Origin of the sequence: Rhizobium sp. PL01 (genome assembly GCF_033447125.1) — a bacterium.
Classification (GTDB): Bacteria; Pseudomonadota; Alphaproteobacteria; order Rhizobiales; family Rhizobiaceae; genus Pararhizobium.
The window spans coordinates 278,612-304,258 of record NZ_JAWQUM010000010.1 but is presented as its reverse complement, the minus strand read 5'-3'; the positions used below and the strand labels follow the sequence as shown (position 1 = coordinate 304,258).

Below are 25,647 nucleotides of genomic sequence, written 5' to 3'. Positions count from 1 at the left end.
CCGTCAAAATCCACCTGCATCACATCATTCGGAAATTGGGTGTCCACAACAGAACGGAAGCCGCAGCACGCTTTCGCAACCTCCATGACAGCGCAAGAGCGATAGTTGAGAACTGAACCGGGAGTGGTTTAACAGCTTCCACTGATAGCTCTGCCAGGGTCATCTTGTTCAACGCCGGCATATTTAAAGACCTGATTGGTCAAAGCCTTGCTTACAGTGTGGAGTAGATTGGCCGCGCCATCGAGCTATCACCTGCGCCTCCAAGTATCGCCTCGAAAGAAGGCCAGCGGCCACTGCGACCACATCGAAAGGCCAAGCAAATGGAAGCGAGCGATCCGATCAGAACTATTTGCTTACACGTGGGAGACGTCCACGCATGAGCGACGCCCAGTCGAACCCCATTGTGCATTGGATCCGTTCCCGGCCGCCTACCCCAAAAAGCTAATCCGAAAGATGTATGATGAACGGTTGGAAGTGCCTCTGCTACATCTTGCTACCGAGTTTTGAAGTGCCCGTGCACCTGCTAACTTGGATCGTTCAGACAATCCTCCTTTGATGGATGTGCCCTCACGATGACCTCAGTTCGTTCATTTCTGCGCAAGGCACACAATTTTGGTGACAAGATGTTGTGGGGGGCAAGGGTCGTGGGCGTCGGCGCAACGACGAGGGGCGCAGTAAGACTGGGATACTTGTACGCGCGCCGGCCTAAAAGGAGTGAAGTTCAGTTGCGATCTGGTCAGATCCTCGAATTCGCATTCCCAAGTCAAGTTCCAACGGCGCTCCTGACATTTGGAGATTTCATCGATCCGGAATTTGCATTTCTGCGCAAAACATACCGGCCGGGTTGGACAGTTGCAGACGTCGGCGCCGCGATTGGGCAGTTTACACTCTTTGCCGCGACTTTGCCGTCCACAAAAGTCCATGCATTTGAGCCGAGTTCGGCAAACGTGGCGGCGTTGGTGCGTAACATCGACCGCAACGGCGTGCGCGACAAGGTGGACGTGCACAAAATCGCCTATTCAAACACCGAGTCCGAAACTTACTTTCAAACGACAGCGAGCACTTGGTTGAGCGGGCTCAGTGAAAACGGCACCGAGCCCGTATCGGTCCGCACACTCACCGGTGACTTTCAGCGCCTGGGATTGAATCACGTCTCCATCCTAAAGATTAATGTTGCGGGGTTCGAACCACAGGTCATCGAAGGTGCAGAGGCTTTCCTCCGTGGAGGCGGCGCAGATGTGTTGATTATGCTCCTGGGCATGGGGTCCTTAACCTGGTACGCCAAGCTTGCCACATACGGTTACCGGTTCTTCTATTACCACCCAATTGAGACGACCCTGTATGAGGTCACGTCGTTTGATGCGGATTCCGTACTTGGACACCGCCCTTGGCCCGCCCGCAACATCATCGCCATTCACCAGTCGGCGATTGAATCCTATTGCGACATGAAGCTGTCGATTCGCAAAATTTAGAGAGAGTGACATTGTCTCGCTGCTCATGACGGTCGGCAATGCTTGCGCTGCGCATTTGTGTTGCCCTCCCCCTGTTTGTCAAACGAGGCATTTGATAGCCCCGAGTTTCGGCTTGGCAAGCCTGTGCCCTCCGACAGAGTTAAACTTGTGAGGCGAGAGGCAAATCCTGAGGCCAAAATCCCAACCTGAATATCAGCCGCGATGCGGCCGCTGCACCACTGCCTGTTTGTGCGGGATCGCAGACCGATCGTGACAATTTCGATAGCGAAGGCTTAACGCCGGATCATTGAATTTTGATTCCTGCAATCAAGGCCATCGAAAGGCGTATCCATTCCGACCAAACGGATGAAACTGCCCGCCGAATTTCATTCTGCAATGATGGAGATGATTTTACGCATCGCCGAAATGGTGAATTGCGATCGGTCCGACCGCTACGGTAGCATCCTGTCCATACTGAAGCGTTCGTCGGGCGCGGGAACGTCGGATCAGGCCGCTGCCAAGGCGGACGAGTGGGAGTGACCGGACGATGAATGCATCCATCCTTGAAGCGGCGCGCATCGAGATGGCACGCCGTAGCCGCCAGCTTGGCGGCATTCTCGCGACGGACGGATATCAGGGGCTTATCAATCGTGCGCGGACAAAGGCGGCGGATTGGCTCCGGCCAAGCAACCTTGTCTGGCCTGTATTTCCCGAGGATGTGATCGCCGCCGATCTGAGCCGGCCACCACTCATACGCGTCAGACGGGCGGAGCCCGGCGATCCCATACTGGTCAACTGGGTCATGAGCCCGCCCAGTGCCGGCTCGGGCGGCCATACAACGATTTTCCGGATTCTCAACTATCTCCAGCGTCACGGATACAGGAACCGCATCTACTTCTACGACACCTATGGCAGCGATCTCAAATATTATGAAAACATCGTTCGCGAGTACTATGGATTTACGTCCGAAATAGGAGACATGCGCAATGGCATGCCCGACGCAGACGCGGTCATAGCAACTGCCTGGCCCTCGGCCTACGCCGTTTACAATGCGCGAAGTGCCGGCAAACGCTTCTATTTCGTTCAGGATTACGAACCCTATTTCCATCCGGTGAGCAGCAGCAGCGTGTTTGCAGAGAACACTTACCGCATGAGATTCCACGGCATTGCCGCCGGCCGGTGGCTGGCCGAAAAGCTGACGCAAGACTTCGGGATGCAAGCCGACTTCTTTCCCTTCGGCTGCGACAGCGCCCGCTATCGAAGGGACCCCTCGTCGGCACGGTCCGGAGTAGCATTCTATGCGCGTTTCGGCACCCCTCGCCGCGCAGTGGAGCTCGGTCTGCTCGCACTGGAACTGTTCGCCAAGCGGCACCCTCATGTCGAGTTGCATCTGTTCGGCCAGAAACTTGGCCGCCTTCCCTTCAAATTCATCAATCACGGATCAACAACGCCGGACCGGCTCAATGAAATTTACAACCGGTGCTTTGCTGGTTTGAGCCTCTCTCTGACGAATGTGTCCCTTGTTCCATATGAAATGCTTGCCTCCGGCTGCATTCCTATTGTGAACGATGCCGAGAACAATCGAATGGTGCTCGATAACCCCTACATCCAGTATGCCCAGCCGACACCGCATGCACTCGTCGGCGCCCTGGAAGCCGCTATGTGCCGGCCGGATTTCGAGACTTTGTCGATCCAGGGCGCAGGCAGCGTCAGTGCTACATCCTGGGAGACTGCCGGGGCGATCGTGGACGACGTTCTCAGGCGTGCGTTGAGTTCATCCCCGGAGCCTTGAGGGAGCGTGCTGCATATGAATCGCGAATGAATCGCAGAGTGCCGATCAGCCGAGCGGCATGCACGAAGGAGCAACAGGACAGTGCTAGAAAAATCAGGATCTAAACCGGATATTTTGAGCCGGATGTCGGCGAGCCTCACTGGTGGACAGATCCGGAGCCCACGAGCCCTGGAGAATGTTGCGCAGGTGAGCGTGGTCATTCCCTGCTACAACTATGGCCGCTTTCTGCGTCAATGCGTAAACAGCGTCCTTTATGACCAGCCGGGAATCGAGGTCGAAGTCATCATTGTCGATGACAAATCAACGGACGACAGTCTCACCACCGCCCGGGAGATAGAACTCAAACATGCCAACGTCAAGGTTATCGCCAATGACGTGAATCTCGGCCACATCAAGACCTACAACCGCGGCCTCGACGCGGCCACCAGTCCATATGTCCTGCTTATCTCGGCCGATGATCTCGTGACACCCGGCGCACTCACGCGAGCGGCGGAATTGCTGGAAGCAGAGCCCTCTGTGGGCATGGTCTACGGAAGATCCATCGACTTTCATAAAGACCTTCCGCCCTGTCGCACCGAGCAATCGTCATGGATCGTCTGGCGTGGTGCCGACTGGCTACGCCATCGCTGCCAATCCGGCTACAATGTGATCGCCTCCCCTGAAGTGGTCATGCGCACGGCGGTTCTCAGAGCGACCGGCGGATATCGCAGCGACCTTCCTCACGCGGGCGATTTCGAGATGTGGCTGCGAACTTCGGCCGTATCTGATGTCGGGTTCCTCGTCGGCGTCGATCAAGCCTTTCACCGCGGTCACGACCGCAACATGAACAGGACAATGTTCAAGTCGGGCTCCGAAAAAGGCCGGCTCATCGACCTCAAACAGAGATGGCAGTCCTTCGAAGTCGTCTTTGATGGCGTCGGCCGCGGCTTGGCAGAGGGTGCGCTTTTGCACAAGATCGCGCGCGAAACAATGGCGCGCCAAGCCTTGGAACATATCAACTATGCCTATGCTAGGGGATTTAGGGATTTTCCGATGGAGGATTTCGAAACCTTCGCGAAAGAGGTGGATCCGATGGTCGAGCAGACGCGATTGGGGCGGCGCGTCGCGAGGAGAAAGCGGCTTGGCATGGTTTCTCTGCCGCTGCACCCGCTATGGGCGCTCCCTGCGGCGCACTGGCGCCTGAAGGAACTACTCCGGCGTTGGCGCAGAGCCAAGATCGGCGTGTGATCACCGTTACGGAAAACAGCTTGGTCAAATTTGAGCCAGCCAGAACGAAAGCGCGACCCCGATGACTTTTGCCGATCATCTCGGACGAATAGGTTTCAAAGGACCGGGTTTCGATAGAATTCGGCTGATCGCCGCCCTGATCGTCGTTTTGCACCACTGCAGTTTTTATGCAACGGCCAACATCGCCGATGACTTTCTGAGTGCCGCAAGCGGAGGGGCCATCGACTTCGGCCGTTTCGCCGTCAACATATTCTTTGTCACAAGTGGTGTTTTGGTTACGCCGGGATTGCTGAGATCTGGCGACCTGGTGTCCTTTACGGTCAATCGCGCACTGCGGGTCATGCCCGCCCTGATCATCGTGGTGACGGCCACGGTGTTTATCGTGGGACCTATCATGTCGACCTTGCCGGCAAAGCAGTACTTCTGGGATATCGAAACCTATCTTTACCTGAAGAACATAGCCTTCAGGGCGGTGCGATATCTTCCCGGCGTCGAGACTTCCGATGGTACTGCCATCATCGTCAATGGCGCACTCTGGACTATCTACTTCGAGGTTCTGTCATATGGCGCCCTGGCGCTCATATTTCTCAGCGGCATAACCCGGCGACCCAAAGCCTTGCTTTTCGTATTTGCCGCGACCTATTCCCTCTACGTCTATTCATTTGCGATGGCGGTGAACCCGCTCGGGGTGCCGGATACGCTACTGATCTTCAGTCAGTTGTTTCTCTACTTCCTCGCGGGCGTAATCCTGTCGGCTTTTTCGTCGCTGATACCCTACAGCGGCAGGATCGCGGCTGTGTTCGTGCTTGTGTTCTTGATCTCCTTTCCCTTGGGAATCGTCGCCTTCACGCTGCCTATATCGATGAGCTATATCGTTGCCTATGTCGGATATTCAAACCTTCTCGGCAGCACGAATCTCAAGATCGATCTGTCCTACGGCGTCTACCTGATCCATGCCGTTGTTCTAACAGTTCTCATCGTCATGGTGCCACAGATCGACAGCTTCGTCGCCGCAACCCTGGTGGTCGTTGCCATCACCACCGTTCTTTCCTTTCTTTCGTGGGTCTACATCGAGGAGCCGTGTCTGCGGCGAAAGACAATTGTCGGGAATACGGTCCAACGCGTGATCCCGGTGTTTCTGACAAAGCGGTCCAAGCCGGTGAAACCGCAGGCCTGACTGTAACCGGAGCTACTCCACTTGGATAAGGGTTCAGGTGATCGAGCGCGCTATAAATGATGGGGCGACGACCCAACGGCCGTCTCCTCGTGCACGCGCGATTGTGAAATCTTAGACTACAGGACGGGAGTTTTGACGAAATGCCATCTTATCAGCGCGGCGCCCCCGAGTTCGCAAACGTAACGCGTCGGGCTGATGGTTCAAGGGGCGGTGAAGCCGCAAGGGCTGTGGCGCGCAACGAGCGTCATCCACCGGGCAGGTTTGGCGATGTCTGCCCTTCTGTCGCCGTCGAGCCGGCTTCCAAACTTCCATGGCCCGCCGTCATTTTCATAATTGCCTTGGTCATTCCCTGGGCCATCTATGTGGGTTCCCTGCGGCTCTCACCCTATCGTATCGTTCTGATTGTCATGATCCTGCCATGCTTCAAGCGGCTGATCAGCGGCCAGGCAGGCCCCCTTAGACTCCCGGACATCGCCATCCTTCTCTATTGCCTATGGGCAGTGATCTGCCTTGCCGTCGTCCATGGCTTGACTACGGCCATACAAAGCGGCGGCATTCTCTTCGTCGAGACAGCCGGCGCCTATATGCTGGCGCGTGCCTATATCCGGACGGCGGACGATTTTTACAACATGGTCTCACTGCTTTTCAAAGTCGTTGTCTTCTTGCTGCCGTTTGGCATCATCGAGATGGTGTCAGGCCAAAAGCTGTTGCTGCAACTGTTTGGCGCCCTCCTGCCGGCGATCGACGCGACGCAGATGGACCCCCGCTGGGGATTGGCGCGCGTGCAGGGACCGTTCGAGCACCCGATCCTCTTCGGCGTCTGCTGCGGCAGCATACTTGCGATGACGTATATGGTGCTCGGATATGGGCAGTCGTTGGCACGAAAATCACTCAAGACAGCCATTGTTGCCGGAACCGCCTTTCTTGCGCTGTCGTCCGGCCCTCTGACGGCGCTCCTGGCGCAGGTTCTGCTCTTGAGCTGGAACGGAGTGCTTTCGAGCATGAAAGCCCGCTGGAAACTTTTGTGGCTGGGGATCGTCGCGATCAACGTCGCCGTCTATCTCTACTCCGGCGAATCCGTGGCACGTTTTTACGTCAGCCATGCGCCTTTGTTCGACTCTTGGTCCGCATATTACAGGCTGCTAATTTGGGAGTATGGGTCGGCAACCGTCATGAACCACCCGATATTTGGCATCGGCTACAATGAATATGAGCGGCCATCGTGGATGGTGCCAAGTGTCGACATGTTCTGGCTCATTCACGGGATCATGTTTGGTTTGCCTGGAGCTCTGTTTATGGCGCTGACCTTCATTTCCACATGCGCACTGGTTGGGAAAAAGGCGATCCTCGACCCGAAAATCAGCGGCTTCAAGACCGGATATCTGATCGCCATGGCAGGTTTCTTCATCGTGGGCTGGACAGTCCATTTCTGGAACGGGACCTACTCGCTCTTCTTGTTCTTGCTGGCGAGCGGGATCTGGCTGGCAGATGATGCAAGCTCGCCCGCTGATGGCGCAGACGGGCGCCGCCGCAATCCGATATCTGGAGATCGCGGCAAGGAAACGAAAGCAACCGTGGCGCGGACGAAGAGGCTCGGAATCCGGGTTTGAATTCAAGCCTGACCCGTGGCGGTCACGATGTCGATTGCAAACTCTTTCCGGCCGCCTTGCACACTGACACCGAAATCCTGCCGTACGTTTTCGGTCGATATGAACAAAGAAGGCGGCTATCGCGGATTGTTGCCGGTCTTAAGGTCTGCCTCCGGCGGATCGAGGGGCGTATTGCCGTAAAACACCGGTTTATGGTCGAAGAGCGCATAATCGCCGTAGAAACCGCCTCCGATCTGATTGTTGATGATCTTGATTGACGCATCGACGACCGCGCCTCCGTTGAAACGGCCGTCAATGTAGATCGTATAACCACCCCCCATTAGCCGGTTGCGTTCGACCGTTATGTCCGACAGCCCCTTGAAATAGTTGTCGAGCATCACGGCCGAGGTCTGCGTGTTCTCGTTTATGATGGTGTTTTCGACAATCTGGACGTCACGTCCTCCATCAACCTGAATCCCGTCATAATGAGGAGAGCCGTTCTTGTTCCTGAGATCGTGGATGTAATTTGCCTTTATGAGTGATGGTCCTGTAACATTGATACCGTTCTCGGCGCCGTGGATATCATTGCGCAGGAACTGTCCGTAGCCATCGATCGCGCTCGCGGTCGTCCCACCCCCGTCGATCTCGCTGTCCTGCAGGACGAAACCATCAGCCCCGTCCTTGACTTGAAGCGCCGAGTTTTCCGTCGTGGAAAAAAGCCGCACATTGCTCATAGAAACGTTGTTGGCGTCAATGATGACATTGCCGCGGATTTCGACATTACGGATGATCGCGTTGTCCTGCGTCACATGAAGTGTGCCGCTGTGAGGTGTCATTTGGGTTCCGGCCGGAACGCCCACCGCTTGAGCGGTTGCGGGGATATCCAGTTGCAAAATAAGCGTCGCTGATACGATCGCCAGAAGCACGCGTCGTGTGGGCAAAAGCATCAGTTCCGGCCTCCGTAACAAGCGCAACGACGACCGCGACAGCAGCGCGTTGCATTCGAGAATATTGGCTCGCCTATTATGTCGATGGGCAGCTTCGCCGTAAGTCATCCCAACGGCGGCCGGTGCCATCCTTTCGGACGCGTTTCACTCACCAGAGAATACAAAAGCACGACCGATGGGCATCGCGCTGGGATCGGGTCGTAGCATCCCCTCCTGTCTTTTTCGCACGACAGTCTCAAGAGACCACGCTGCGCGAACCCTTTATGCAAATCAATCAAGGATTGTCTTGATATTTGTATTGTCGAGCAGCGCGCGGCTCTTTGCATTGTCTTCAGTGACTAGAATATCAATGAGGGACAGAGGACCAATTTTATAGGCGGCTGCCGTGCCGATCTTGTCGGGCGTAGCGATCGCGACAACTTCTGCAGCGGCAGCAATCATAGCAGACTTTATCGCAACTTCGTCATAGCCCGCGGTTGTCAGTCCAAGATCCTGGTGTAGGCCGTGAACGCCAATGAAGCACAGATCGGCATTCATGGAATGGAGCTGCTCCAGAACTTTTGCGCCCAGCGTCATCTGACTACGTTTGTCAAAGACGCCCCCCAGAAGGATTACTTCGAGGTGAGAGTGCTCGTTCGTTACGGTTGCGATGAGGGGGCTATTTGTGACGATCGTCGCCCGGAGGTCCTTTGGCAACTGCCGAGCCAATTCCAAGTTTGATGTCCCCCCATCAACGATGACAACCTGATCGCGGAGCACTATCTGAGCCGCCCGACGCGCTAGTTTGACTTTGTGGTCGGCGGAAACTTTGTATCGTCCCTGAAAGGAAAGGGTGCCGGGCGAAATCGGCAAAGCTGCGCCATGCACGCGTTTGATGAGACCTTCGGCGGCCATCTCGCGGAAATCGCGTCGGGCCGTGTCATCGGATACAGAGAAATGCTCGGACACCTCTGCCGTTGAAAGTCGCCCCTTAGTTTGCAGAGCGCCAAGTATGAAGGCACGCCGCTCGTCCGGTGTCGAATCTAAAGACATAAACTTCTCCGTTGCACGATTATGCGTATATGGGTATATACGAGGAAAGATACAGGTTAGTCGAGGATTGAACCATGCAAAATATTCTTATCAAGGGAAATGTCGTTCTGCCGGACAGGGTAATTGAAAATGCGATTGTCCGCTGTGAGGCTGGGCGCATATCGAGCATTGAGCAATTCGCGAAAAAACACCTGCAGGAAAATATTCTCGACTACTCAGGCCAATATATATCCCCCGGCTTCGTTGATATTCATGTTCATGGCGCGGCAGGGGCGGACTATATGGACGGAACCGTCGCCGCAGTTCGCACTACAAACATAGCCCACGCAACGCACGGGACGACGTCGATCTTTCCAACAACGACGACAGGCTCATTCCAGCAACTTGATGCCATGGTAAAATCGTGCGAAAACGTGCAATCGTCTTGGACGCCTTTAGATGGGGCTCGCATCGCGGGAATTCACTTTTACGGCCCGTATTTTGCTGAAGACAAAGTCGGGGTTCATTCGCCGGAAGGGCGGCGAGATCCGGTTCGTGAGGAATATGAATATTTCCTATCGAAATCGATCATAAAGATTGCAACTTGCGCCTCGGAGCTTCCCGGAGCTTTGGACTTCTTCGATTTTGCGCGAGAAAACGGATGTTTTATCACATGCGGGCATTCCAATGCCTGCTGGGGTGAGCTTGAAGCGGCATTTGCCCATGGAATGCGCCATGTCGACCATTTTTGGTGTGCAATGAGTTCTGTTTCCTCACTTCGCGCTCGTTTTGGAACGCCGATGCAAGCAGGCATGGAACAATATGTCCTTCAAAACGATGTCATGAGCACAGAAGTAATTGCCGACGGCATCCATCTGTCCGACGATCTCCTACGGTTTGCTTATGAAATGATAGGCTTCCATCGGACATGTCTGGTCACTGACGCCAACCGGGCCATGGATGCGCCTCCAGGTATGTATCGTTTTGGATCGATCCACGATGGGACATGGGTCCACAGCGATGGCCAGTCGGTACGCGGGGATAACGGCAGCTTAGCAAGTTCGATGCACGGCATGGACCGCATGGTGAAGACCATGGCAAGGGCCGTGGGCAAAAGCCTGCCTAATGTTATCCGCATGGCGTCACTTACTCCCGCAGAACTCGCCGGTGTATCTGCTGAAGTGGGAAGCATCGAGCCGGGAAAACTTGCCGATTTTGTTTTATTGAATCAGGAACTTGATATTGAGCGCGTCATCATCGGTGGCGAAACAGTACATGTGCGTGACCCAAACCGAGAGCGTGCGGCGTGACAAATCCTCCTGTTGTTGTCGGCGTGGACGTTGGGGGCACGAAGACCCGCTGGATGGCCTTGCGGGGGGAAAATTGCGTCGTTGATCAGACAGTCCCGACGAACTCCTGGCGCAAGGAAAGCTACAGCGCCTCCGATTGCTTTCGCCTCAAAAGTCTCATCGACGCGTCCGTCGGTCACCAACAGCCACGGCACGTCGTCATCGGAGCAAATGGCTGCAACACGGATCGGCGCCTCCACCAATGCGAAGAGACGTTTGGAAAAGCGAGCGGGTGGGACATCAGGGTTCTCAATGATGCAGAATTGCTTCCCGCGGCGGCGGGAGGAGATCGTGGCATCGCCGTCATCTCAGGCACGGGGTCAATTGTCGTAGCCAGAAATCGAGATGGGGCTCTTGTAACCGTCGGTGGTTGGGGGTGGCTGCTCGGCGACGAAGGTGGTGGTGCTGGCATGGTGAGAGCCGCAATTCGGTCCTGTCTTGCCTCCGCTGAAGCGAGGGAACACTCAGACGTTCTCCATGAAATTTTACTGAAACGCTTAGAAATAACAGACCTCCGAGAGGCCAACGAACGGCTGTCCGTCGAACCTTCGGCAGCAATATTTGCTAGTCACGCCATTGCTCTATTCGAGGCGATCGAACAAGGATCAAGACTTGGCGTCGACGTCGTCAAAGCCCAGGTTGCGGATCTCCGTGACAAATTAGCGTCTCTGCTCCTGCAGGGAGCGAAGGGGCCAATTTATCTGGGCGGCGGACTTTTTGAGCGGCTCCCGTATTTTCACCAGGCTTTCATTGATGCGGTCAACGAACTCAGTACAGAATTGGATATAGTACTTGTTTCAAACCCTCCGGTTGTCGGGGCCTTAAATATTGCATGCGTTCGGCTAGCGCGAGGAAGTGGCTTTGAGGGGGCGGAAAGTACGTGACGCATTTTGGAGGTCCGCAGCGCAGTTGCCGAAAAAAGGTCATGGGAAGCGAGTTCAGGTTGGCTCATCATGCGCTGTTTGCCGCATTCGCAATTTGTCTCGCCTCTGCCGCTTCCGGCAATCGCCAAACCTGTCAGATAAGCTCTGCAAACAGATAGACCGCAGCAAAAACAAACATCGCCGCCAAGCCTGATATGCCGCTGGCTATTCGCTAGACCTTTCATCATCGAACCCGCCACCCCTTAAAGGCCGAGACCGAGATCGCAGATAATATAATGGATCGCGGCAGATACAAATACATGTTCGACGTCGCCATCTGAAGCGAGGGCGCCCATGCAAGTCATCGCGGCGGGCCAGCCTTTCGCGCGACCATGCGCGGTATCGCTCTGGTCTATCCAGTTGTCTGTCCTGAGCGTCAGACCTGCCCTACGGGGAGAAGACCCCGCAATACAGTTTCGCTGATCGTTTCGGCGGCATGCGAATAATCCAAGCTCTTGAGCTTGGTCGTGTGCAGGGCGTCACAGGCAAGTGGCTCGAAATCCGCGTAAAACTGAGTTGCCGACCACAGCATGATGAACAGGTGCCTTGGATCGACGGGCCGAAGCTTTCCGGCTGCGATCCAACCCTCGATGACCTTCACTTTTTCATCGGTAACGGTGCGCATATGCTGGCGATCCTTGCGCGACAGGAATTGAGCGCCGCGAATGATCTCGTTGGCGAACAGTCGCGATTCGATGACATTGCGACGGGTGTAGGAGAGCTTGGCCGCGACATAGGACCGAATCGCATCCTGCGGCTCACGCTCTACCGAAATGTGGGCGAACGCGTCGTCCCAACCTTCGATGAGGTGTTCGATAACAGCACGGTAAATCTCTTCCTTGGAAGAGAAGTAATAGTAGACATTGGCCTTCGGAAGGCCGGATGCCTCGGCAATCTCGGCGATGCGCGCGCCGTCGAAGCCCTTTCTTGAAAAGATCTCCGTTGCGGCCTTCAGGATCTCGCGAATGTTGCGGGCGCGGATCTTTTCGTCGATCTCACCCCCATTCTTCTGGGCCTTGTTGGCGGGTATCTTTGGCATCTTACGCAGCTCATTTGTTCCAGATTTATTGCGGTGAAGACAGACAGTGTTTGCCAGCCCCGCAACCATACACTTTCACACTTCATCGCACACGTCGATATAATCTGACGTTCCGGTCAGCTTTTTTCGTTTAATAAGTTGACACTTTGGTCAGGTTTTGGCTAGCATCCCAGCCGATGACAAAGGAGGGGTGTGGAAATGTCCTCGTCACTGAGAAACGCGATGCGGGAGTTTCTGGATGGGTGGCAGGCAGATATGCCGCAAGCCTGGCGGGAGCATTGCGCAAGTGCAGCGCCCGACTTTGAAGCGATCGGAGACGATCTCGAGCTTGAGATCTGGGAGCCGATCTTTCCTGTACGCCGCAGTCGCCATTTTCCTGGCATGCCCAAGGGTGCACATTTATTTCGCGCCTATGATGACATTGCGCCAGAACAGGTCTCCTGCGTCATTCTTGGCCAAGACCCCTATCCTGAGCCAGGCTTTGCCACCGGCCGGGCCTTCGAGGCCGGTAACGTTGCCGAATGGCGTGAACTCGACAAGATGTTTTCGCGTAGCATCCGCGCCTTCACGCAACTGATCGTGGCGGCACGCACCGGCGACACCTCCTACACCTGCGGCTTTTTCGAATGGCCAAGAACACTTCGGGATATCGAACAGGGCGCGATCGAAATGGAAGCACCGTCAGCCGTTGCAGATCGGTGGGTCCGCCAGGGTGTGCTTTTGTTGAATGCCTCCTTCACCCTGACACGCTTTCAGGTCGGCATCGACCCGCATCAATCCCGAGGACACGTTCCCCTCTGGCGACCCATTGTTCAAAAGACACTGGCGATGCTGGCCGGCAGCGGTAGACCAATCGTTTTCATCGCCTTTGGCGACGTGGCTGCTGAAGCCTTCGCGGCAGCCGGAATTCGCGAGGGGCGCAACGGTAACATCACCGCCATCCTGCGGGATCATCCAGCGCGCGCCGATGCGGTGCTCGAACGCCCCAATCCCTTCATTCTCTGCAATGACTTTCTAGAGGAAATGGGATCCAATCCCATTGCGTGGTAACCATGGCGCGAAGCGACCATTTCGATTTCATCATTATCGGTGCGGGCTCAGCGGGTTGCGTACTGGCGAACCGGCTTTCAGCCGACCCGGCCAACCGAGTGCTGCTGCTGGAAGCGGGTGGCAAAGACCGCAACCCGCTGTTCCGTCTGCCGATGCTGATGGGCAAGCTTTTTCACTCCGGCATTTACAACTGGCACTACCATACGGAGCCCGAACCTTATCTCAACGGCCGCTCTCTCTACTGGCCCCGTGGCAAGGTGTTGGGTGGAACCTCAACCATCAACGGCATGATCTACGTACGCGGCAACCGCCACGATTATGATCGCTGGTCGCAGATGGGTCTTCCGGGCTGGTCCTATGATGAAGTACTGCCCGCTTTCCGCCGCTCTGAAGGACACATCGAGCGCGACGACGCCTTCCACCAGAAGAATGGCGAGCTTACCGTCTGCCGCGCGCGCGGTTGGAACAGCCTACTCGATGTTTTCAACGAGGCTGGCCGCGAGGCCGGATATCCGCTCAACGATGATTTCAACGGCATCGAACAGGAGGGTTTCGGGCGTTACGATTTCACGATCCGTAAGGGCAAGCGCTGGTCCACATCCTTTGCATTCCTGCGCCCTGCCCTGTCGCGTCCCAACCTGACAGTGATGACTCAGGCGCACACCCACCGCGTCATCGTCGAGCGGGGCCGCGCCGTCGGGGTGGAATACCTTCACCGCGGCACGATGCAGAAGGCCTATGCCGAGCGCGAGGTGGTGCTGTCGGCCGGAACTGTCAACTCGCCGCAAACCCTGCTGTTGTCGGGCATCGGACCGGCCGACGAACTGCTCGCGCATGGCATCGACACGGTGCAGGACCTTCCTGGCGTGGGCAAGAACCTTCAGGACCACGTCGACTGCGTGATGTCATGGGAGTGCCGCAAGCCGGTGACGCTCTATTCGGATCTGCGTGCCGACAAACTGACGCTGTCCGTCATCCAGGGTATGCTATTCGGTGAAGGCATCACCACGACTTTTCCCTATGAGGCTGGTGCCTTCGTTCGCTCGCGGCCGGACCTTGTCGCGCCGGATATTCAGCTTCATTTCATGCCAGCTCTGGAAAAGACCGCCAACCTGCACTTTCCAAACCCGTTCAAGCGCGAGACAGTCGAGGCCAACCACGGCTTCACCCTGCGTGTCGGTCCGGTCAATCCGGAAAGCCGTGGCGAAATCACCCTGCGCTCATCCGATCCGATGGCCGCTCCGAAGATACTCGCCAATTATTTGCAAACTGATTTCGACATGCGCACCATGATCGACGGCATCAGGCTGACCCGCGACATCATCAGCCAGCCGGCTTTCGACGGCTATCGCGGCAAGGAGCTGGCGCCGGGGCCGGCAGCGCTCAACGATGCTGATCTGTCGAAATGGCTGCGGGCAACGGCGATGACGACGTTCCATCCTGTTGGAACCTGCAAGATGGGCAACGATCCGATGGCCGTGGTCGATGCGCGCCTCACGGTGCGGGGCGTCGAAGGACTGCGGGTCGCAGATGCCTCCATCATGCCGATCATTTCCAGCGGCAACACCAACGCACCGGCGATCATGATCGGCGAGCGTTGCGCAGATTTCATTCTCAACAGCTGAAGCGAGACCGGACATGATCCTAGAACACCGCACCTACACTTTTCGCCCCGGTACGGTCGATGGATGGCTGAAGAAATATGAGGCAGAAGGCCTGCCTGTGCAGAAACGCCACCTCAACCGGTTCATCGGCCTCTATGTCTCTGAGATCGGCACCCTGCACACGACGGTGCTGATGTGGGCCTACGAAAACCTTGCCGACCGCGAAGCCCGCAGGACAGCGATGTACGCCGATCCCGATTGGCAGAAATTTATCAGCGAAATCTGGGCGCTGAACGCCATCGAGCGCCAGGATGTGATGATTATGAACCCGGCCTCCTACTCTCCGCAAGCCTGAGCAATACCGGGCAGCGGTGCATTCACCCAATCAACCAAAAAAAGGGAACAGCAAAATGAAAGACAGTATTTCGAAGCAGACCGCGTTCGATCGGCGTGACTTTCTGAAAATCTCTGCCGGAACGGCGGCACTCGCGCTGGCAGGTGGACTTCTGCCTGCGGTCGCTCGTGCCGAAGGCGGACTTGTCGCTCTCGTGCATACGCAATCGGCGGGCGATAGCGGTCCTGTCGATACGATGATCGCCAATCTGAAGAAACTCTCGGAAGAGAAGGGATTCGAGTATCGTGCGGTCTATGCGCAGGATCCAGCCACCTACGAGACGATCTTCCGGACGCTCTGCGACGCGGGCGCGACGATCATCGTCTCAACCTTCAATGAAGTGGCCGAGCCCTTCAAAGCTCTGGCGCCATCCTATCCCGACGTCAAATGGATCCAGCTCTTTGGCGATCCGATGGAACCCGCGATCCCCAACGTCGTCACCGTGTCTTACGATTATTATCTCGGCTGCTATCTCTCGGGCATTTTCGCCGGGCGGATGAGCAAGTCCGGCAAGGTCGGCTTCATTGGCGGCATTTCCATTCCGCCGATTAACGCGGATTTCAACGCCGTCAAGGCAGGCGCACTCTCCGTCAATCCGCAGGCAACGGTGACCGTAGCGTTTGCAGGCTCGTTCCAGGACCCGGCGAAGGGCCAGGAGATCGCAGCGCAGATGTTCAACGACGGCATCGACTTTATCCAGACCGATTCTGCTGCAACCGACGCCGGCATCATCGCTGCGGCAAACGAGAAGGAAGGGCGCATCGTCAGCGTTCTCGACAAGGCGCAGTTCCCACAAGGGCCAAAATCGATCAGCAGCATCGTTCAGCTTGATTTCGGCGTTTCACTTTACAACGAAGTGACAAAGGCGCTCGGCCCCGACTGGAAGGGCGGAACGCATGAGAAGACGGGACTAGATACCGGCGTCATAGACTTCATCGTATCGCCTCTCTTCTTGGCGCAGGGTCCGGCGGACGCCATCGCCAAGATCAAGGACATCATGCCGGAAATCGAAGCCGCCAAAAAGGGTATTCTCGACGGTTCGATCACCGTCCCCTTCAACACGACCATCTGATGAGCAGGCGGGTGGCGTTCACGCCATCCGCCATATCAGCCACGTGAATGGGCCTTTCATGACCGATCCTCATCCCCCGGCGCTTGTGTGCCAGAACGTCTCGGTGACCTATGGGCCGGTCACCGCACTCGAAGCAGTGTCCACCGCATTCGATTCCGGCCTTATTCACGCCGTGGTCGGCCAGAACGGTGCTGGAAAAACCACCTTCGCGCGTGTTGCATCCGGGCTCGTGCGGCCCTCCGCCGGCCATGTTGCGATCAATGGTCATGTCATGCGCGGTGGCAATGTTAGCGCCGCACGCGCCGCCGGCGTTGAATTGGTTCACCAGAGCTTTGCGCTGCCACCATCGTTCACCGTGGCTGAGGCAATGGAGTTTGGCGCAACGGGGGCTGGGCGGTTCTTCACGCGCAGCAGCCTGTTTGCGCGTTGGCGCCCGCATCTCGAAAGCCTCGACATATCCGTCGACCTCGGTGCACGGATTCGCGATCTGCCCGTAGAAACTCAGCAAGGGATCGAAATCGCCCGTGCACTGGTCACGCAGGCAAAGGTTCTCATTCTTGACGAGCCAACCGCTGTATTGTCGCCGTCCGGCATCGAGAAACTGTTCGAGCGCGTACGGCGACTGAAAGCGCAGGGCGTTACCGTTCTTCTGATTCTTCATAAAATTCGCGAGGTTCTCGCCGTCGCCGACACGGTCACGGTGCTGCGCGCCGGGCGGCTTGTTGATGGTCCGCTGATGACGACAGATGTGGATGGCGCGCGACTATCCAGGCTTATCATCGGGGAGGCAAACCGCGGGCTCGCAGCCACCGATGCGCACGCGCTCACCGGCGTAAGCGAGGTGGAACACACTTCGACGTTCGCTGAGGCGGCAACGGCGGCGCCGGTTCTCAACCTTTCAAACATTACCACAGTTGTCGATAGGGAAGGCCCGGCGTTACAGGACGTCAACTTTTATGTTCGCCCAGGCGAGATCGTCGGTATCGCTGGCGTCGAAGGCAACGGCCAGCGGACTCTCGTCCGCCTAATTGCGGATTTCGCCAAGGCGAGCCATGGCGAAGTCTATCTGGCAGGGCACAACATTACCACCCAGTCTCTCGCTCAGCGCCGTATCAAGGGGTTGCGCATCATTCCCTTCGAGCGCAACACCGAAGGGCTTAGCCTCGCCTCCAGCCTTTGGGAAAACTGGACTGCCCGAGCGCTTCTTGAAAAGCCGCTTCTGCGCCTGGTCAATCCGGCGCGGTTGCGGAGCGAATGCGACGCCGCTTTGAAAGCATGGGACGTCCGTTATGACAATGTCACCCAGAAGGCAGGTGCGCTTTCTGGTGGCAACGCGCAAAAGGTCATCCTTTCACGCGAAATCGACCCGGAGGCGAAACTGATCATTGCGGCACAGCCGACACGCGGCCTCGATATCGGCGCCACCGCCTTTGTCTGGGACGCACTCCGCAAAGCGCGCGATCGTGGCTGTGGCATCATCCTGATTTCGTCCGATCTGGACGAGCTGTTCGATATCAGCGACCGCGTCGTCGTGATGCTAACGGGCGAGGTCGTCGGGACGTTCACGGCTCCCTACAACATTGGTGCGGTCGGAGCCGCAATGATTGGGGTTTCCCGATGATGGCGCGCGTTTGCTATATTCTTCGCAGCTTGATCTTTGTTATCTTCGCATTGGTCCTGTGTTCCATCGTCTTTCAGATTGCCGGATACTCTGCGTCCATGGTTCTGACCAATGTGGCAGATGGAGCATTCCTGCGGCCCGGCGCTCTGGAGCAGAGCCTCCGATGGGCGTTGCCGCTCTTCATTACCGCCGTTGGAGTTGGGATTTCATTCCGTGCCGGGTTCTTCAACATCGGCGCGCAGGGACAGTTCTATGTCGGCTCCATTTGCGCGGCCTTTGTCGCGGAATGGCTTTCCGGGGCTCCGGCGTTCATCGTCATTCCTGCCTGCATGCTCGCCGGAATGGCTGGCGGTGCATTCTGGGCTTTCTGGCCCGGCTACCTTCGCATCCGCTCTGGGACGGACGAGGTCATCACGACGCTGATGGGGAATTTCATGGCAGGCCTGCTACTGGTCTATGTCACTTCCGGGCCGCTCAAGGACCCATCGGGCTCCGGGCAACAGGCCTCCAGCCGGCCGCTTGAGGCAGCCTATCGCATCTCGACGTCGTCGGGCCTCTCAGTCACGATCATTGCCATTGCTGTAATCGTCGGGATTGCCATGTGGCTGCTCGTCAACCGCACGACCTTCGGAATGCTGGCAAGCCTGGCAGGGCGTAACCCGGTCATGGTACGCTGGCAGGGTGCGCTTCTCTGGAAGCTTGGCATCACCAGCTTTTTGTTGAGCGGTGCTTTGGCGGGTCTTGCCGGAACGATCGAGCTAATGGGACCGAACGGGCGCATCGCCAGCGGCTTCCTGCCTGGACATGGGTTCACTGCCATCTTGATTGCCCTTGTTGCCAACTTCTCCGTGGCAGGAACGGCAATAACTGCGCTGTTCTTCGGCGGTCTGGCCTCAGCGGCGCTCTACCTGCCGGTCATGGCGGGCCTGCCGTCGGCTGCGATCGACGTTATCAACGCGGCTATCGCGCTCTTCATCACAGCTCGGTCGAAACTGCTCGACAAGATCCTGCGCATCGGGGGACGTTCATCATGAATGACATCATCATTGCCATCTTGCGCTCCGGTACGCCGCTCGTCTACGTCACCCTTGCAGGCGTCATCGCCCAGCGGGCGGGCATTTGGAACCTTGGGCTCGAGGGGCTGATGATCATTGGCGCCTGCGCCACGATCCTCGGCATCGTCGTCACCGGTTCGGTCACTCTTGCACTGCTGATCGCCCTGCTCTTTACGGTTCTGGCTTCAATCCTCCTCTGGTTCGTGGTCGAGAAGCTCAAAGCCAATCCGATCATAGCCGGACTTGGATTGACGGGCCTGGGGCTTGGCGGCACGGCGCTTTCCATCCAATCCTTTTTCGGCAGCCAGTCCGCAGTCAACGCGCCTTTTGGCCTCCCTCGCCTCGGGCCTGCCTTCGGCGCTTACGGGGTTCTCTCGATCCTCGTGGTAGTGATGCCGGTTGTGGTGTTTGCTCTGTGGTTTCTTCTGTGCCGCACACGCTTCGGCCTACAACTCTCGGCCTGTGGCGAGCATCCGTTCGCGGCACGCAGCGTCGGTGTCAACCCATCGATGATGCGCCTGCTTGCGCTTTCGATCGGCGGTGTTCTGGCAGCATTGGGCGGCGCAGAGCTGGCCGCAGGCAGCCTGCAATTTTTCGGGCAGAACATGACGGCCGGGCGTGGCTTCATGGCGTTCGCCGCGGTCATCTTCGGGGCTGCGCATCCGATAGGCGCTACACTGGCGGCGATGTTCTTTTCCGTGCTGAGCGCCATCGGCATCCGCGCGCAACTCGTGTTCGGCGATAGCGTGCCGCATGATCTTATTCAGGCGCTCCCCTATCTCGCGACGGTCTTCGGCCTCTGGCTCAGCAGCCGCCTTAGAGGTGATTCAAAGGGCGGCATCACCGAACTACGGGACAACTGAACGGGCAAGTCCCAAAACTTTAGCGGAGAATGTCCATGAGAACGCTGTTTCGCAACGCAACCATCCTGGCGATGGACAAGACACATGGAAGTTCGGCCTTTTCCGGAGATCTTCTGGTTTCGAACGGCCGTATCGAGGCCATCGGCCCAATCCTCGCGGCCGATGGGGCGCGGATAATCGACGCGACCGACAAGCTACTTATGCCCGGGCTTGTCAACGCGCATACGCATTCCAGCGAGACTTTCTTGCGCGGCCGTTACGAAAGGATGCCGCTGGAAATATGGCTCCTTTATGCCTATCCGCTCCTGATGGGTCCACAGGTGGACAAGCGGCTCGTGTATCTAAGGAGCGCGCTGCTGGCCATGGAATCGCTGAAAAGCGGCGTCACAACACTCTGCGACGATTTCTTTGATCCGCCCGGCCACGATATCGAACGGCTCGCCTGCGCCTTTTCTGCCTATGAAGAAGTGGGCATTCGCGCCAATGTCTCCAGCGCCGTGATGAATATTCACACGCTGGACGCCCTGCCCTATGCGCATGAAATCATGCCGGAGGAGCTAAAGGCAAAGCTTGATTTCGGACCACCGATCACGACCGCCGGCTATATGGATTATTGCCACACGGTGCTTTCCACCCTTCACGGGCGGGCTAATGGCCGGCTTCGTTTCATGGTGGCGCCCTCCGCGCCGCAACGATGCACCGCGGAGATGCTGCAAGCTTGCTATGCGCTTGCGCTTCGTCACGACGTTCCCATGCATACACATGTGCTTGAGACAAAGACCCAGGCGGTCTCTGGCCCGGAAATTTACGGGAAAAGCCTGATCGCCCACCTTCACGATCTCGGTGTCCTCGGGCCGAACACGACGATCGCCCATTCCGTCTGGGTCAGTGATGCGGACATGGAGTTGATGGGTGAAGCGGGTTGCTCCGTCGCCCACAATGCGATCTCAAACCTCAAGCTCGGTGCAGGTGTTGCGCCTATCCGTCGCCTGCTCGATGCCGGCGTATATGTCGGTCTCGGCACCGATGGCCTTTCCTCTAACGATACCGCCCGCATTCTCGACGTGATGCGCGTGGCCGCGCTGGTCCAGAGTGCATCGGGGCCTGATTATGGGAGTTGGCTTAAAGCCGACGAAGTCCTCAACATGGCAACGATCGGCGGCGCACGAACAGCTATGCTGGACGAGGTTACAGGCTCGCTCGAAACGGGTAAAGCGGCCGACCTTCTGATGCTTGATCTGAGAAGTATTGCCTTCACGCCCTTGAGCGATATCGGCAAGCATCTGGTCTATAGCGAGAACGGCCGCTCCATTGAATTGGTCATGGTCGACGGACAAATCGTGGTTGAAAATGATCGGATGGCGTTAATCGACGAGATGGAAATACTTGCCGAAATTCGAGAGAGAATGCCGGCCTATCAGGCTAATCATGCGAACCTGGAGCGCGCTAACGCGATATTTGAGCCAACGATGGCTCAAATTCACAGGAGGGCAACGTCGGCAGAGATCGGCTTCAATCGCTATGTCGTAGGCACGGGCCAAAAGGTTTAGGCCGTGACAATGGAAGCCTGAAGTGAAAGATGTGGATTGTTCGCCTTCATTGGATGTGAACCCGCGACCCGTTGTTCGATCTTCAATCGGCAGGAACCTCACCAGCCCTTATAGGGGTTAGCTGATGATGCGGGAAGCGCAAATTATTCCCGCTGACCCCGCCGGTTGACTGATACCCAAAGCCAGGGCACAAAGGCGGCATCCACGGTCGCTCGCGATCGGAAAACAGAGGGCACTTCAAGACTTTTCTTATAAGTCATTGAAATTATGTGAGAATCCAGGGGCCCAGGCAAGCCATTTTTGGACCTATTCTCTACGTTTGATCGTCGCCATTCCCCACCAGAAAAAGTGACGTCTTTGCAGATGCTTGGCACGATTTCGCGTTAAAACCATGCAACGTCCTCTAAGTCCCGGTGATGTCTGGTGCTCTGTAGAAAGACGGCCGGGTACCCACTCCTGCAAGACAATGTGCTTGTTGTCGATTGTGCTTGTTGTCGATGACGAACGAGCCGAAAGCGGAGCCGCTTCCGGGGACCAAAACACCAGTCAGCCCGTCAGCCCTCCACGCATCGTGCAAGATCACATGTCATGCAGCCGAACGGATGTCTGTCTCTGTGAAATCGTTGCCCTTGAATAGCAACGGCTCGTCGAAATCTCTGGCGAGAGCGAAAGCAAAACAGTCACCGAAATTCAGTCCAGCTTTATGCCTGCCCTTGCCGAAATCGAGGAATGCCTGTCGGGCCAGATGGCCCTGCTCAACTGTCACAGGCTCGATGGCGATCGCTGCACGGCGAAAGAAGGCATCGGCCTGCCTCATGCCTTCCGCCCCGAGCTGCTTTTCGATCACCATGGACAGTTCCAAATAGTTTGCCACGCTGATCCGGCCGGTTGCGGAATCGTGGATCAGTCGCGTGAAGGCAGCAGCCTCCGGCTCGCCATAGAGGATCGCCACCATGGCGGATGTGTCGATAATCATTTCGGCAGGCCGTCCTCGTCATAGAGAAGCTCGGCGTGATCGGCATAAGGTCGCTTTAGATGGGCTGCGGCCCTGTCGGCGATCGCAAGAAGTTCTTCAACAGAAGCCCTGCCTTTCTGTTTTTCAATTTGCGCGTAACGCTCACGCAGCGCATCGGTCACGACACGGCTCATACTCTGCCCAGTCGCATGGGCGATCGCCTGGGCCAGGCGATGTGCTTCGGGGTCTTTCACGTTCAGGCTCATGTGGAGATACTCCATTCTACCTAATTATCCAATTTTCTACCACTCTACCCCATTGCACCACGGTGTCCAAGTGGTCCTTGATCAATCGGGTCGCACATGCGGGGCGGAAATTTCCGACGGAATCGTCGGCTGTTCATTTTTCCGGTTGACACACATCCTGTTCAGATCAATAGTTCGGTGATAGAACGAATTAATTGAGGTGACTGTGAGCGAAACCCTGCGCATCTCCCGGAAGTTTTCCCAAAGGGCCGTGATGGAGGCGATCATCCAGAACGGACCGATCTCCCGCGCCTCGATTTCAAAGCAGACGGGGCTCTCCAAGCAGACCATTTCCGAAATCGTCCGCCAGCTGGAGCTGGATGACTGGGTGCGCGAAACCGGCCGCACCAGCGGCCATGTCGGGCGCACGGCGGTGACCTATGAACTCGTGCCGGATGCTGCCTATATTGCCGCTGTCGATCTCGGCGGCACGAAGATCCGTTTGGCGATTGCCGATCTGGCCTGCCAGGTTTTTGCCGAGGAAGTGGTTGCGACCGATCGGCGCGGTGGCCAGTTCGTTGTCGATCAGATCGCCGAACTCTGCGCGCAGGCGGCAAATCATCTGAAGATTCCACGCGAGCGCATCCGCATGGCGGTCATCGGCGCACCGGGTGCACCGGACGCAAAGACCGGTCGCATCCTGCTGGCACCGAATATCTCCGATTTCGATACGATGAACGTTGCCGCCGCCTTCGAAAAGGCGCTCGGCATGGACGTGATCCTGGAGAACGACGTCAATCTGGCGGTGCTGGGTGAGAACTGGCTGGGACAGGGGCAGGGAATCGACAATCTCGCCTTTATCGCCGTCGGCACCGGTATCGGTGGCGGCTTGATGGTCGGCGGTCAACTGGTGCGCGGCGCGATGAATGCCGCCGGTGAGCTGGGCTTCCTGCCGTTCGGCGCTGATCCTTTCGATCCGGAATCGCTACGCACCGGTGCGTTCGAGCGGGTCACAGCTTCGATCGGCATCATGGAACATTACGCTGCGGCGTCCGGCGAGATGGTGACCGTGCCGATCATCTTCGAGCGGGCGGCGAGCGGCGATGTGCATGCCAAAGCGACGCTGGACGAGACGGCGAAATATCTGGCCCGTGGCATCAGTGCCATTGCGGCGATTGCCAACCCGGAAAAGGTCATCATGGGTGGCTCAATCGGTCTGCGGCCGGAACTGATCGAGCGCATCCGCAAATTCCTGCCAACCTGCTTTCCCTATCCCGTCGATATCGAGGCGAGCCAGCTCGGGCCCCGCGCGGCCATCGTTGGCGCGGCGGCGATCGGGCTCAGCCATCTGCACAATGCCCTGTTCGGCGCCGATGCGCCCGACAGCCGCATGTCGCTGCCCCCGGCGGAAACCGTCACGTTCAGGGAGGCGTTGCGATGAGCCCGTCAAACGCCCTGACGGAAAGGCTGCGCGCGGCGCTTGATCGCGACGATGCGATTGCCCTGTTGCGTGGCGCGATCGGGGCGGAGAGCATTACCGGCAACGAGGCTAATTTTGTTAGCTATCTCGAAGGTGAGATGCTGGCACGCAAGATCGGCGGCATCACGGTTTCCGATTTCCTACCGGGCCGACCGAATATTCGCGGCGAGCGTAGGGGGGTGGGGGGTGGCAAGCGGCTGCTGTTCATCGGCCATACCGACACCGTGCATGTCGATGGCTGGCGGGAGCATTGGGCCGGGACCGAGCGGGAAAACCCGTTTGGCGCCCCCCTCATCGAAGGGCAGATCTGGGGCCGCGGTGCGGGTGACCTGAAGGCCGGCATCTGTAGTTCGCTGGCCTCGCTGTCGCTTCTCGACAAGGCCGGGATCAAGCTCAAGGGCGATGTCGCCTTCGCTTTTGTTGGCGATGAGGAAAGCGGTCAGCTGGGAACCGGCGTATCTGCCGGGATCAAGGATTACACCAACCGTATCGAAGCGGGCGAAGTGGCAAAGCCGGATTTCGCAGTCTATGTCGAGCCGACGCAGCTTGCGGTTTATCCGGCGCAGATCGGCTTCTTCATCACCGATATCAAGATCACCGGCAAATCTGCCTATTTCGGTGTGCCGGAGCTGGGGCGCGATGCGCTTAAGGCGAGCCATTCGGTGATGTCGGCGCTCTGGGAACACTCAGACGATATCTCTGCGCGGGCCGAACATCCATTGATCGGGCGCGGCTTTCTGTTGATTACCGGGCTTTCGGGCGGTGGTTTCATCGCCGTGCCGGAAGAGTGCACGCTATCGCTGATCCGCAAGCTCCTGCCTGGGGAATCTCTCGATACCGCGGCTGCTGAACTGGAAAGCGTTATTCGCGGCGCAGTCTGCGATCCGGAGATCAGGATCGAGATGTCCTACCCGGCTGGGCGCGACCATGCACTTGGCGGGTCAGCTGCGGAAATCAATCGGGACTTGCCGGAAGTGTCGACGCTTTGCGCTGCGGTCGAAGATGCGATGGCTGGCCGGGGTACGATACAGGGCGCGCCGTTCTGGTCGGAATCACCGTTCTTCGTCAACCGGCTCGGCGTACCTGCCGTCTATTGCGCGCCGGGCGATATCCGTAACTGCCACACATTCGAGGAGCATGTCGATGTCGAGGAATACCTCGCCGGGATCGTGGCGTTCGCCACCTTCATGGCACGCTATTGCGGCATCGTCGAACGACCAACTGAACCATCGATAATCTGAAAAAAGGGAACA

At 57.3% G+C, this 25,647-nt stretch carries 24 protein-coding genes; 19 read left to right on the top strand and 5 right to left on the bottom strand.

Translation table 11 applies throughout. The features are described 5' to 3' along the window. The 7 genes from R6X40_RS23400 to R6X40_RS23370 form a co-directional block, all read left to right on the top strand. The coding region (locus R6X40_RS23400) for a LuxR C-terminal-related transcriptional regulator (RefSeq protein WP_318416514.1) at positions 1-116 on the top strand (116 nt) is incomplete at its 5' end. Positions 117-572: 456 nt separating this feature from the next. Beyond that, on the top strand, positions 573-1,472 hold the full coding sequence (locus R6X40_RS23395; RefSeq protein WP_318416501.1) for an FkbM family methyltransferase: 900 nt from the start codon (positions 573-575) through the stop codon (positions 1,470-1,472). Between the two features lie 345 nt (positions 1,473-1,817). Continuing rightward, positions 1,818-1,991 carry a hypothetical protein gene (locus tag R6X40_RS23390; protein ID WP_318416500.1) on the top strand — a complete coding sequence of 58 codons (174 nt, stop codon included), beginning with the start codon at positions 1,818-1,820 and terminating at the stop codon, positions 1,989-1,991. Between the two features lie 7 nt (positions 1,992-1,998). Then, the gene (locus R6X40_RS23385; protein WP_318416498.1) at positions 1,999-3,243 is read left to right on the top strand and encodes a glycosyltransferase family 1 protein; all 1,245 of its coding nucleotides are present in this window, start codon (positions 1,999-2,001) and stop codon (positions 3,241-3,243) included. Between the two features lie 186 nt (positions 3,244-3,429). Then, the gene (locus R6X40_RS23380; RefSeq protein WP_318416495.1) at positions 3,430-4,470 is read left to right on the top strand and encodes a glycosyltransferase family 2 protein; all 1,041 of its coding nucleotides are present in this window, start codon (positions 3,430-3,432) and stop codon (positions 4,468-4,470) included. Between the two features lie 61 nt (positions 4,471-4,531). Then, positions 4,532-5,647 carry an acyltransferase gene (locus R6X40_RS23375; protein WP_318416494.1) on the top strand — a complete coding sequence of 372 codons (1,116 nt, stop codon included), beginning with the start codon at positions 4,532-4,534 and terminating at the stop codon, positions 5,645-5,647. A gap of 140 nt (positions 5,648-5,787) precedes the next feature. After that, positions 5,788-7,257: a hypothetical protein gene (locus R6X40_RS23370; RefSeq protein WP_318416492.1), complete on the top strand. Its 1,470-nt coding sequence runs from the start codon at positions 5,788-5,790 to the stop codon at positions 7,255-7,257. Between the two features lie 116 nt (positions 7,258-7,373). On the opposite strand, the gene R6X40_RS23365 is transcribed toward R6X40_RS23370, so the two are convergent. Then, positions 7,374-8,312, bottom strand: a complete 939-nt coding sequence (locus R6X40_RS23365; protein ID WP_318416490.1) for a right-handed parallel beta-helix repeat-containing protein — start codon at positions 8,310-8,312, stop codon at positions 7,374-7,376. Positions 8,313-8,453: 141 nt separating this feature from the next. Beyond that, positions 8,454-9,215 (bottom strand): DeoR/GlpR family DNA-binding transcription regulator, encoded by a 762-nt coding sequence (locus R6X40_RS23360; protein WP_318416488.1) that lies wholly within the window; start codon positions 9,213-9,215, stop codon positions 8,454-8,456. A 74-nt stretch (positions 9,216-9,289) separates the two neighbouring features. On the opposite strand from R6X40_RS23360, the gene R6X40_RS23355 reads away from it, so the two are divergent. After that, entirely contained in the window at positions 9,290-10,504 is a 1,215-nt protein-coding gene (locus R6X40_RS23355) for an N-acetylglucosamine-6-phosphate deacetylase (protein WP_318416485.1), read from the top strand. Beyond that, on the top strand, positions 10,501-11,427 hold the full coding sequence (locus R6X40_RS23350) for an N-acetylglucosamine kinase (RefSeq protein ID WP_318416483.1): 927 nt from the start codon (positions 10,501-10,503) through the stop codon (positions 11,425-11,427). Before R6X40_RS23355 ends, R6X40_RS23350 begins: the two co-directional genes overlap by 4 nt. A gap of 415 nt (positions 11,428-11,842) precedes the next feature. On the opposite strand, the gene R6X40_RS23345 is transcribed toward R6X40_RS23350, so the two are convergent. Continuing rightward, complete coding sequence (locus R6X40_RS23345; RefSeq protein ID WP_318416481.1) at positions 11,843-12,505, bottom strand: TetR family transcriptional regulator C-terminal domain-containing protein; 663 nt, start codon at positions 12,503-12,505, stop codon at positions 11,843-11,845. A gap of 198 nt (positions 12,506-12,703) precedes the next feature. Between R6X40_RS23345 and R6X40_RS23340 the strand changes: the two genes are divergently transcribed. The 8 genes from R6X40_RS23340 to R6X40_RS23305 all read left to right on the top strand — a co-directional run bounded on the left by R6X40_RS23340 (position 12,704) and on the right by R6X40_RS23305 (position 21,714). Continuing rightward, positions 12,704-13,555, top strand: a complete 852-nt coding sequence (locus tag R6X40_RS23340) for a uracil-DNA glycosylase (protein ID WP_318416479.1) — start codon at positions 12,704-12,706, stop codon at positions 13,553-13,555. A 2-nt stretch (positions 13,556-13,557) separates the two neighbouring features. Next, the gene (locus tag R6X40_RS23335; protein ID WP_318416477.1) at positions 13,558-15,180 is read left to right on the top strand and encodes a choline dehydrogenase; all 1,623 of its coding nucleotides are present in this window, start codon (positions 13,558-13,560) and stop codon (positions 15,178-15,180) included. A 13-nt stretch (positions 15,181-15,193) separates the two neighbouring features. Continuing rightward, entirely contained in the window at positions 15,194-15,514 is a 321-nt protein-coding gene (locus tag R6X40_RS23330; protein ID WP_318416475.1) for an NIPSNAP family protein, read from the top strand. 55 nt (positions 15,515-15,569) lie between these two features. Continuing rightward, the gene (locus R6X40_RS23325) at positions 15,570-16,625 is read left to right on the top strand and encodes a BMP family ABC transporter substrate-binding protein (protein WP_318416473.1); all 1,056 of its coding nucleotides are present in this window, start codon (positions 15,570-15,572) and stop codon (positions 16,623-16,625) included. A 58-nt stretch (positions 16,626-16,683) separates the two neighbouring features. Then, positions 16,684-18,246 carry an ABC transporter ATP-binding protein gene (locus tag R6X40_RS23320; protein ID WP_318416472.1) on the top strand — a complete coding sequence of 521 codons (1,563 nt, stop codon included), beginning with the start codon at positions 16,684-16,686 and terminating at the stop codon, positions 18,244-18,246. Positions 18,247-18,344: 98 nt separating this feature from the next. Then, a complete protein-coding gene (locus R6X40_RS23315; RefSeq protein ID WP_318416471.1) occupies positions 18,345-19,280 on the top strand; it encodes an ABC transporter permease in 936 nt (311 codons plus the stop codon). After that, on the top strand, positions 19,277-20,164 hold the full coding sequence (locus R6X40_RS23310; RefSeq protein ID WP_318416469.1) for an ABC transporter permease: 888 nt from the start codon (positions 19,277-19,279) through the stop codon (positions 20,162-20,164). Before R6X40_RS23315 ends, R6X40_RS23310 begins: the two co-directional genes overlap by 4 nt. Positions 20,165-20,199: 35 nt before the next feature. Beyond that, on the top strand, positions 20,200-21,714 hold the full coding sequence (locus tag R6X40_RS23305) for an amidohydrolase (RefSeq protein WP_318416468.1): 1,515 nt from the start codon (positions 20,200-20,202) through the stop codon (positions 21,712-21,714). A 586-nt stretch (positions 21,715-22,300) separates the two neighbouring features. Here R6X40_RS23305 and R6X40_RS23300 read toward each other — a convergent pair. Both R6X40_RS23300 and R6X40_RS23295 read right to left on the bottom strand, forming a co-directional pair. Continuing rightward, positions 22,301-22,690, bottom strand: a complete 390-nt coding sequence (locus R6X40_RS23300; RefSeq protein ID WP_318416467.1) for a type II toxin-antitoxin system VapC family toxin — start codon at positions 22,688-22,690, stop codon at positions 22,301-22,303. Next, positions 22,687-22,935, bottom strand: a complete 249-nt coding sequence (locus R6X40_RS23295) for a type II toxin-antitoxin system VapB family antitoxin (RefSeq protein ID WP_046665777.1) — start codon at positions 22,933-22,935, stop codon at positions 22,687-22,689. Before R6X40_RS23295 ends, R6X40_RS23300 begins: the two co-directional genes overlap by 4 nt. A gap of 205 nt (positions 22,936-23,140) precedes the next feature. Between R6X40_RS23295 and R6X40_RS23290 the strand changes: the two genes are divergently transcribed. Together R6X40_RS23290 and R6X40_RS23285 are read left to right on the top strand one after the other, a co-directional pair. Continuing rightward, positions 23,141-24,355 carry an ROK family transcriptional regulator gene (locus tag R6X40_RS23290; protein ID WP_318416464.1) on the top strand — a complete coding sequence of 405 codons (1,215 nt, stop codon included), beginning with the start codon at positions 23,141-23,143 and terminating at the stop codon, positions 24,353-24,355. Next, positions 24,352-25,635, top strand: coding sequence for a M20 family metallopeptidase (locus R6X40_RS23285; RefSeq protein WP_318416463.1), 1,284 nt, complete (start codon positions 24,352-24,354; stop codon positions 25,633-25,635). Before R6X40_RS23290 ends, R6X40_RS23285 begins: the two co-directional genes overlap by 4 nt. Positions 25,636-25,647: the final 12 nt, after the last annotated feature.

What these genes read in the sequence shown, in the direction of transcription:
- R6X40_RS23370 (WP_318416492.1), top strand. Translation starts at nt 5,788, where the DNA reads ATGCCATCTTATCAGCGCGGCGCCCCCGAGTTCGCAAACGTAACGCGT.
- R6X40_RS23325 (WP_318416473.1), top strand. Translation starts at nt 15,570, where the DNA reads ATGAAAGACAGTATTTCGAAGCAGACCGCGTTCGATCGGCGTGACTTT.
- R6X40_RS23315 (WP_318416471.1), top strand. Translation starts at nt 18,345, where the DNA reads ATGGTTCTGACCAATGTGGCAGATGGAGCATTCCTGCGGCCCGGCGCT.
- R6X40_RS23300 (WP_318416467.1), bottom strand. Translation starts at nt 22,690, where the DNA reads ATGATTATCGACACATCCGCCATGGTGGCGATCCTCTATGGCGAGCCG.
- R6X40_RS23360 (WP_318416488.1), bottom strand. Translation starts at nt 9,215, where the DNA reads ATGTCTTTAGATTCGACACCGGACGAGCGGCGTGCCTTCATACTTGGC.
- R6X40_RS23335 (WP_318416477.1), top strand. Translation starts at nt 13,558, where the DNA reads ATGGCGCGAAGCGACCATTTCGATTTCATCATTATCGGTGCGGGCTCA.
- R6X40_RS23385 (WP_318416498.1), top strand. Translation starts at nt 1,999, where the DNA reads ATGAATGCATCCATCCTTGAAGCGGCGCGCATCGAGATGGCACGCCGT.
- R6X40_RS23320 (WP_318416472.1), top strand. Translation starts at nt 16,684, where the DNA reads ATGACCGATCCTCATCCCCCGGCGCTTGTGTGCCAGAACGTCTCGGTG.
- R6X40_RS23310 (WP_318416469.1), top strand. Translation starts at nt 19,277, where the DNA reads ATGAATGACATCATCATTGCCATCTTGCGCTCCGGTACGCCGCTCGTC.
- R6X40_RS23345 (WP_318416481.1), bottom strand. Translation starts at nt 12,505, where the DNA reads ATGCCAAAGATACCCGCCAACAAGGCCCAGAAGAATGGGGGTGAGATC.
- R6X40_RS23340 (WP_318416479.1), top strand. Translation starts at nt 12,704, where the DNA reads ATGTCCTCGTCACTGAGAAACGCGATGCGGGAGTTTCTGGATGGGTGG.
- R6X40_RS23365 (WP_318416490.1), bottom strand. Translation starts at nt 8,312, where the DNA reads ATGGCACCGGCCGCCGTTGGGATGACTTACGGCGAAGCTGCCCATCGA.
- R6X40_RS23305 (WP_318416468.1), top strand. Translation starts at nt 20,200, where the DNA reads ATGAGAACGCTGTTTCGCAACGCAACCATCCTGGCGATGGACAAGACA.
- R6X40_RS23390 (WP_318416500.1), top strand. Translation starts at nt 1,818, where the DNA reads ATGAAACTGCCCGCCGAATTTCATTCTGCAATGATGGAGATGATTTTA.
- R6X40_RS23355 (WP_318416485.1), top strand. Translation starts at nt 9,290, where the DNA reads ATGCAAAATATTCTTATCAAGGGAAATGTCGTTCTGCCGGACAGGGTA.
- R6X40_RS23285 (WP_318416463.1), top strand. Translation starts at nt 24,352, where the DNA reads ATGAGCCCGTCAAACGCCCTGACGGAAAGGCTGCGCGCGGCGCTTGAT.
- R6X40_RS23330 (WP_318416475.1), top strand. Translation starts at nt 15,194, where the DNA reads ATGATCCTAGAACACCGCACCTACACTTTTCGCCCCGGTACGGTCGAT.
- R6X40_RS23295 (WP_046665777.1), bottom strand. Translation starts at nt 22,935, where the DNA reads ATGAGCCTGAACGTGAAAGACCCCGAAGCACATCGCCTGGCCCAGGCG.
- R6X40_RS23395 (WP_318416501.1), top strand. Translation starts at nt 573, where the DNA reads ATGACCTCAGTTCGTTCATTTCTGCGCAAGGCACACAATTTTGGTGAC.
- R6X40_RS23375 (WP_318416494.1), top strand. Translation starts at nt 4,532, where the DNA reads ATGACTTTTGCCGATCATCTCGGACGAATAGGTTTCAAAGGACCGGGT.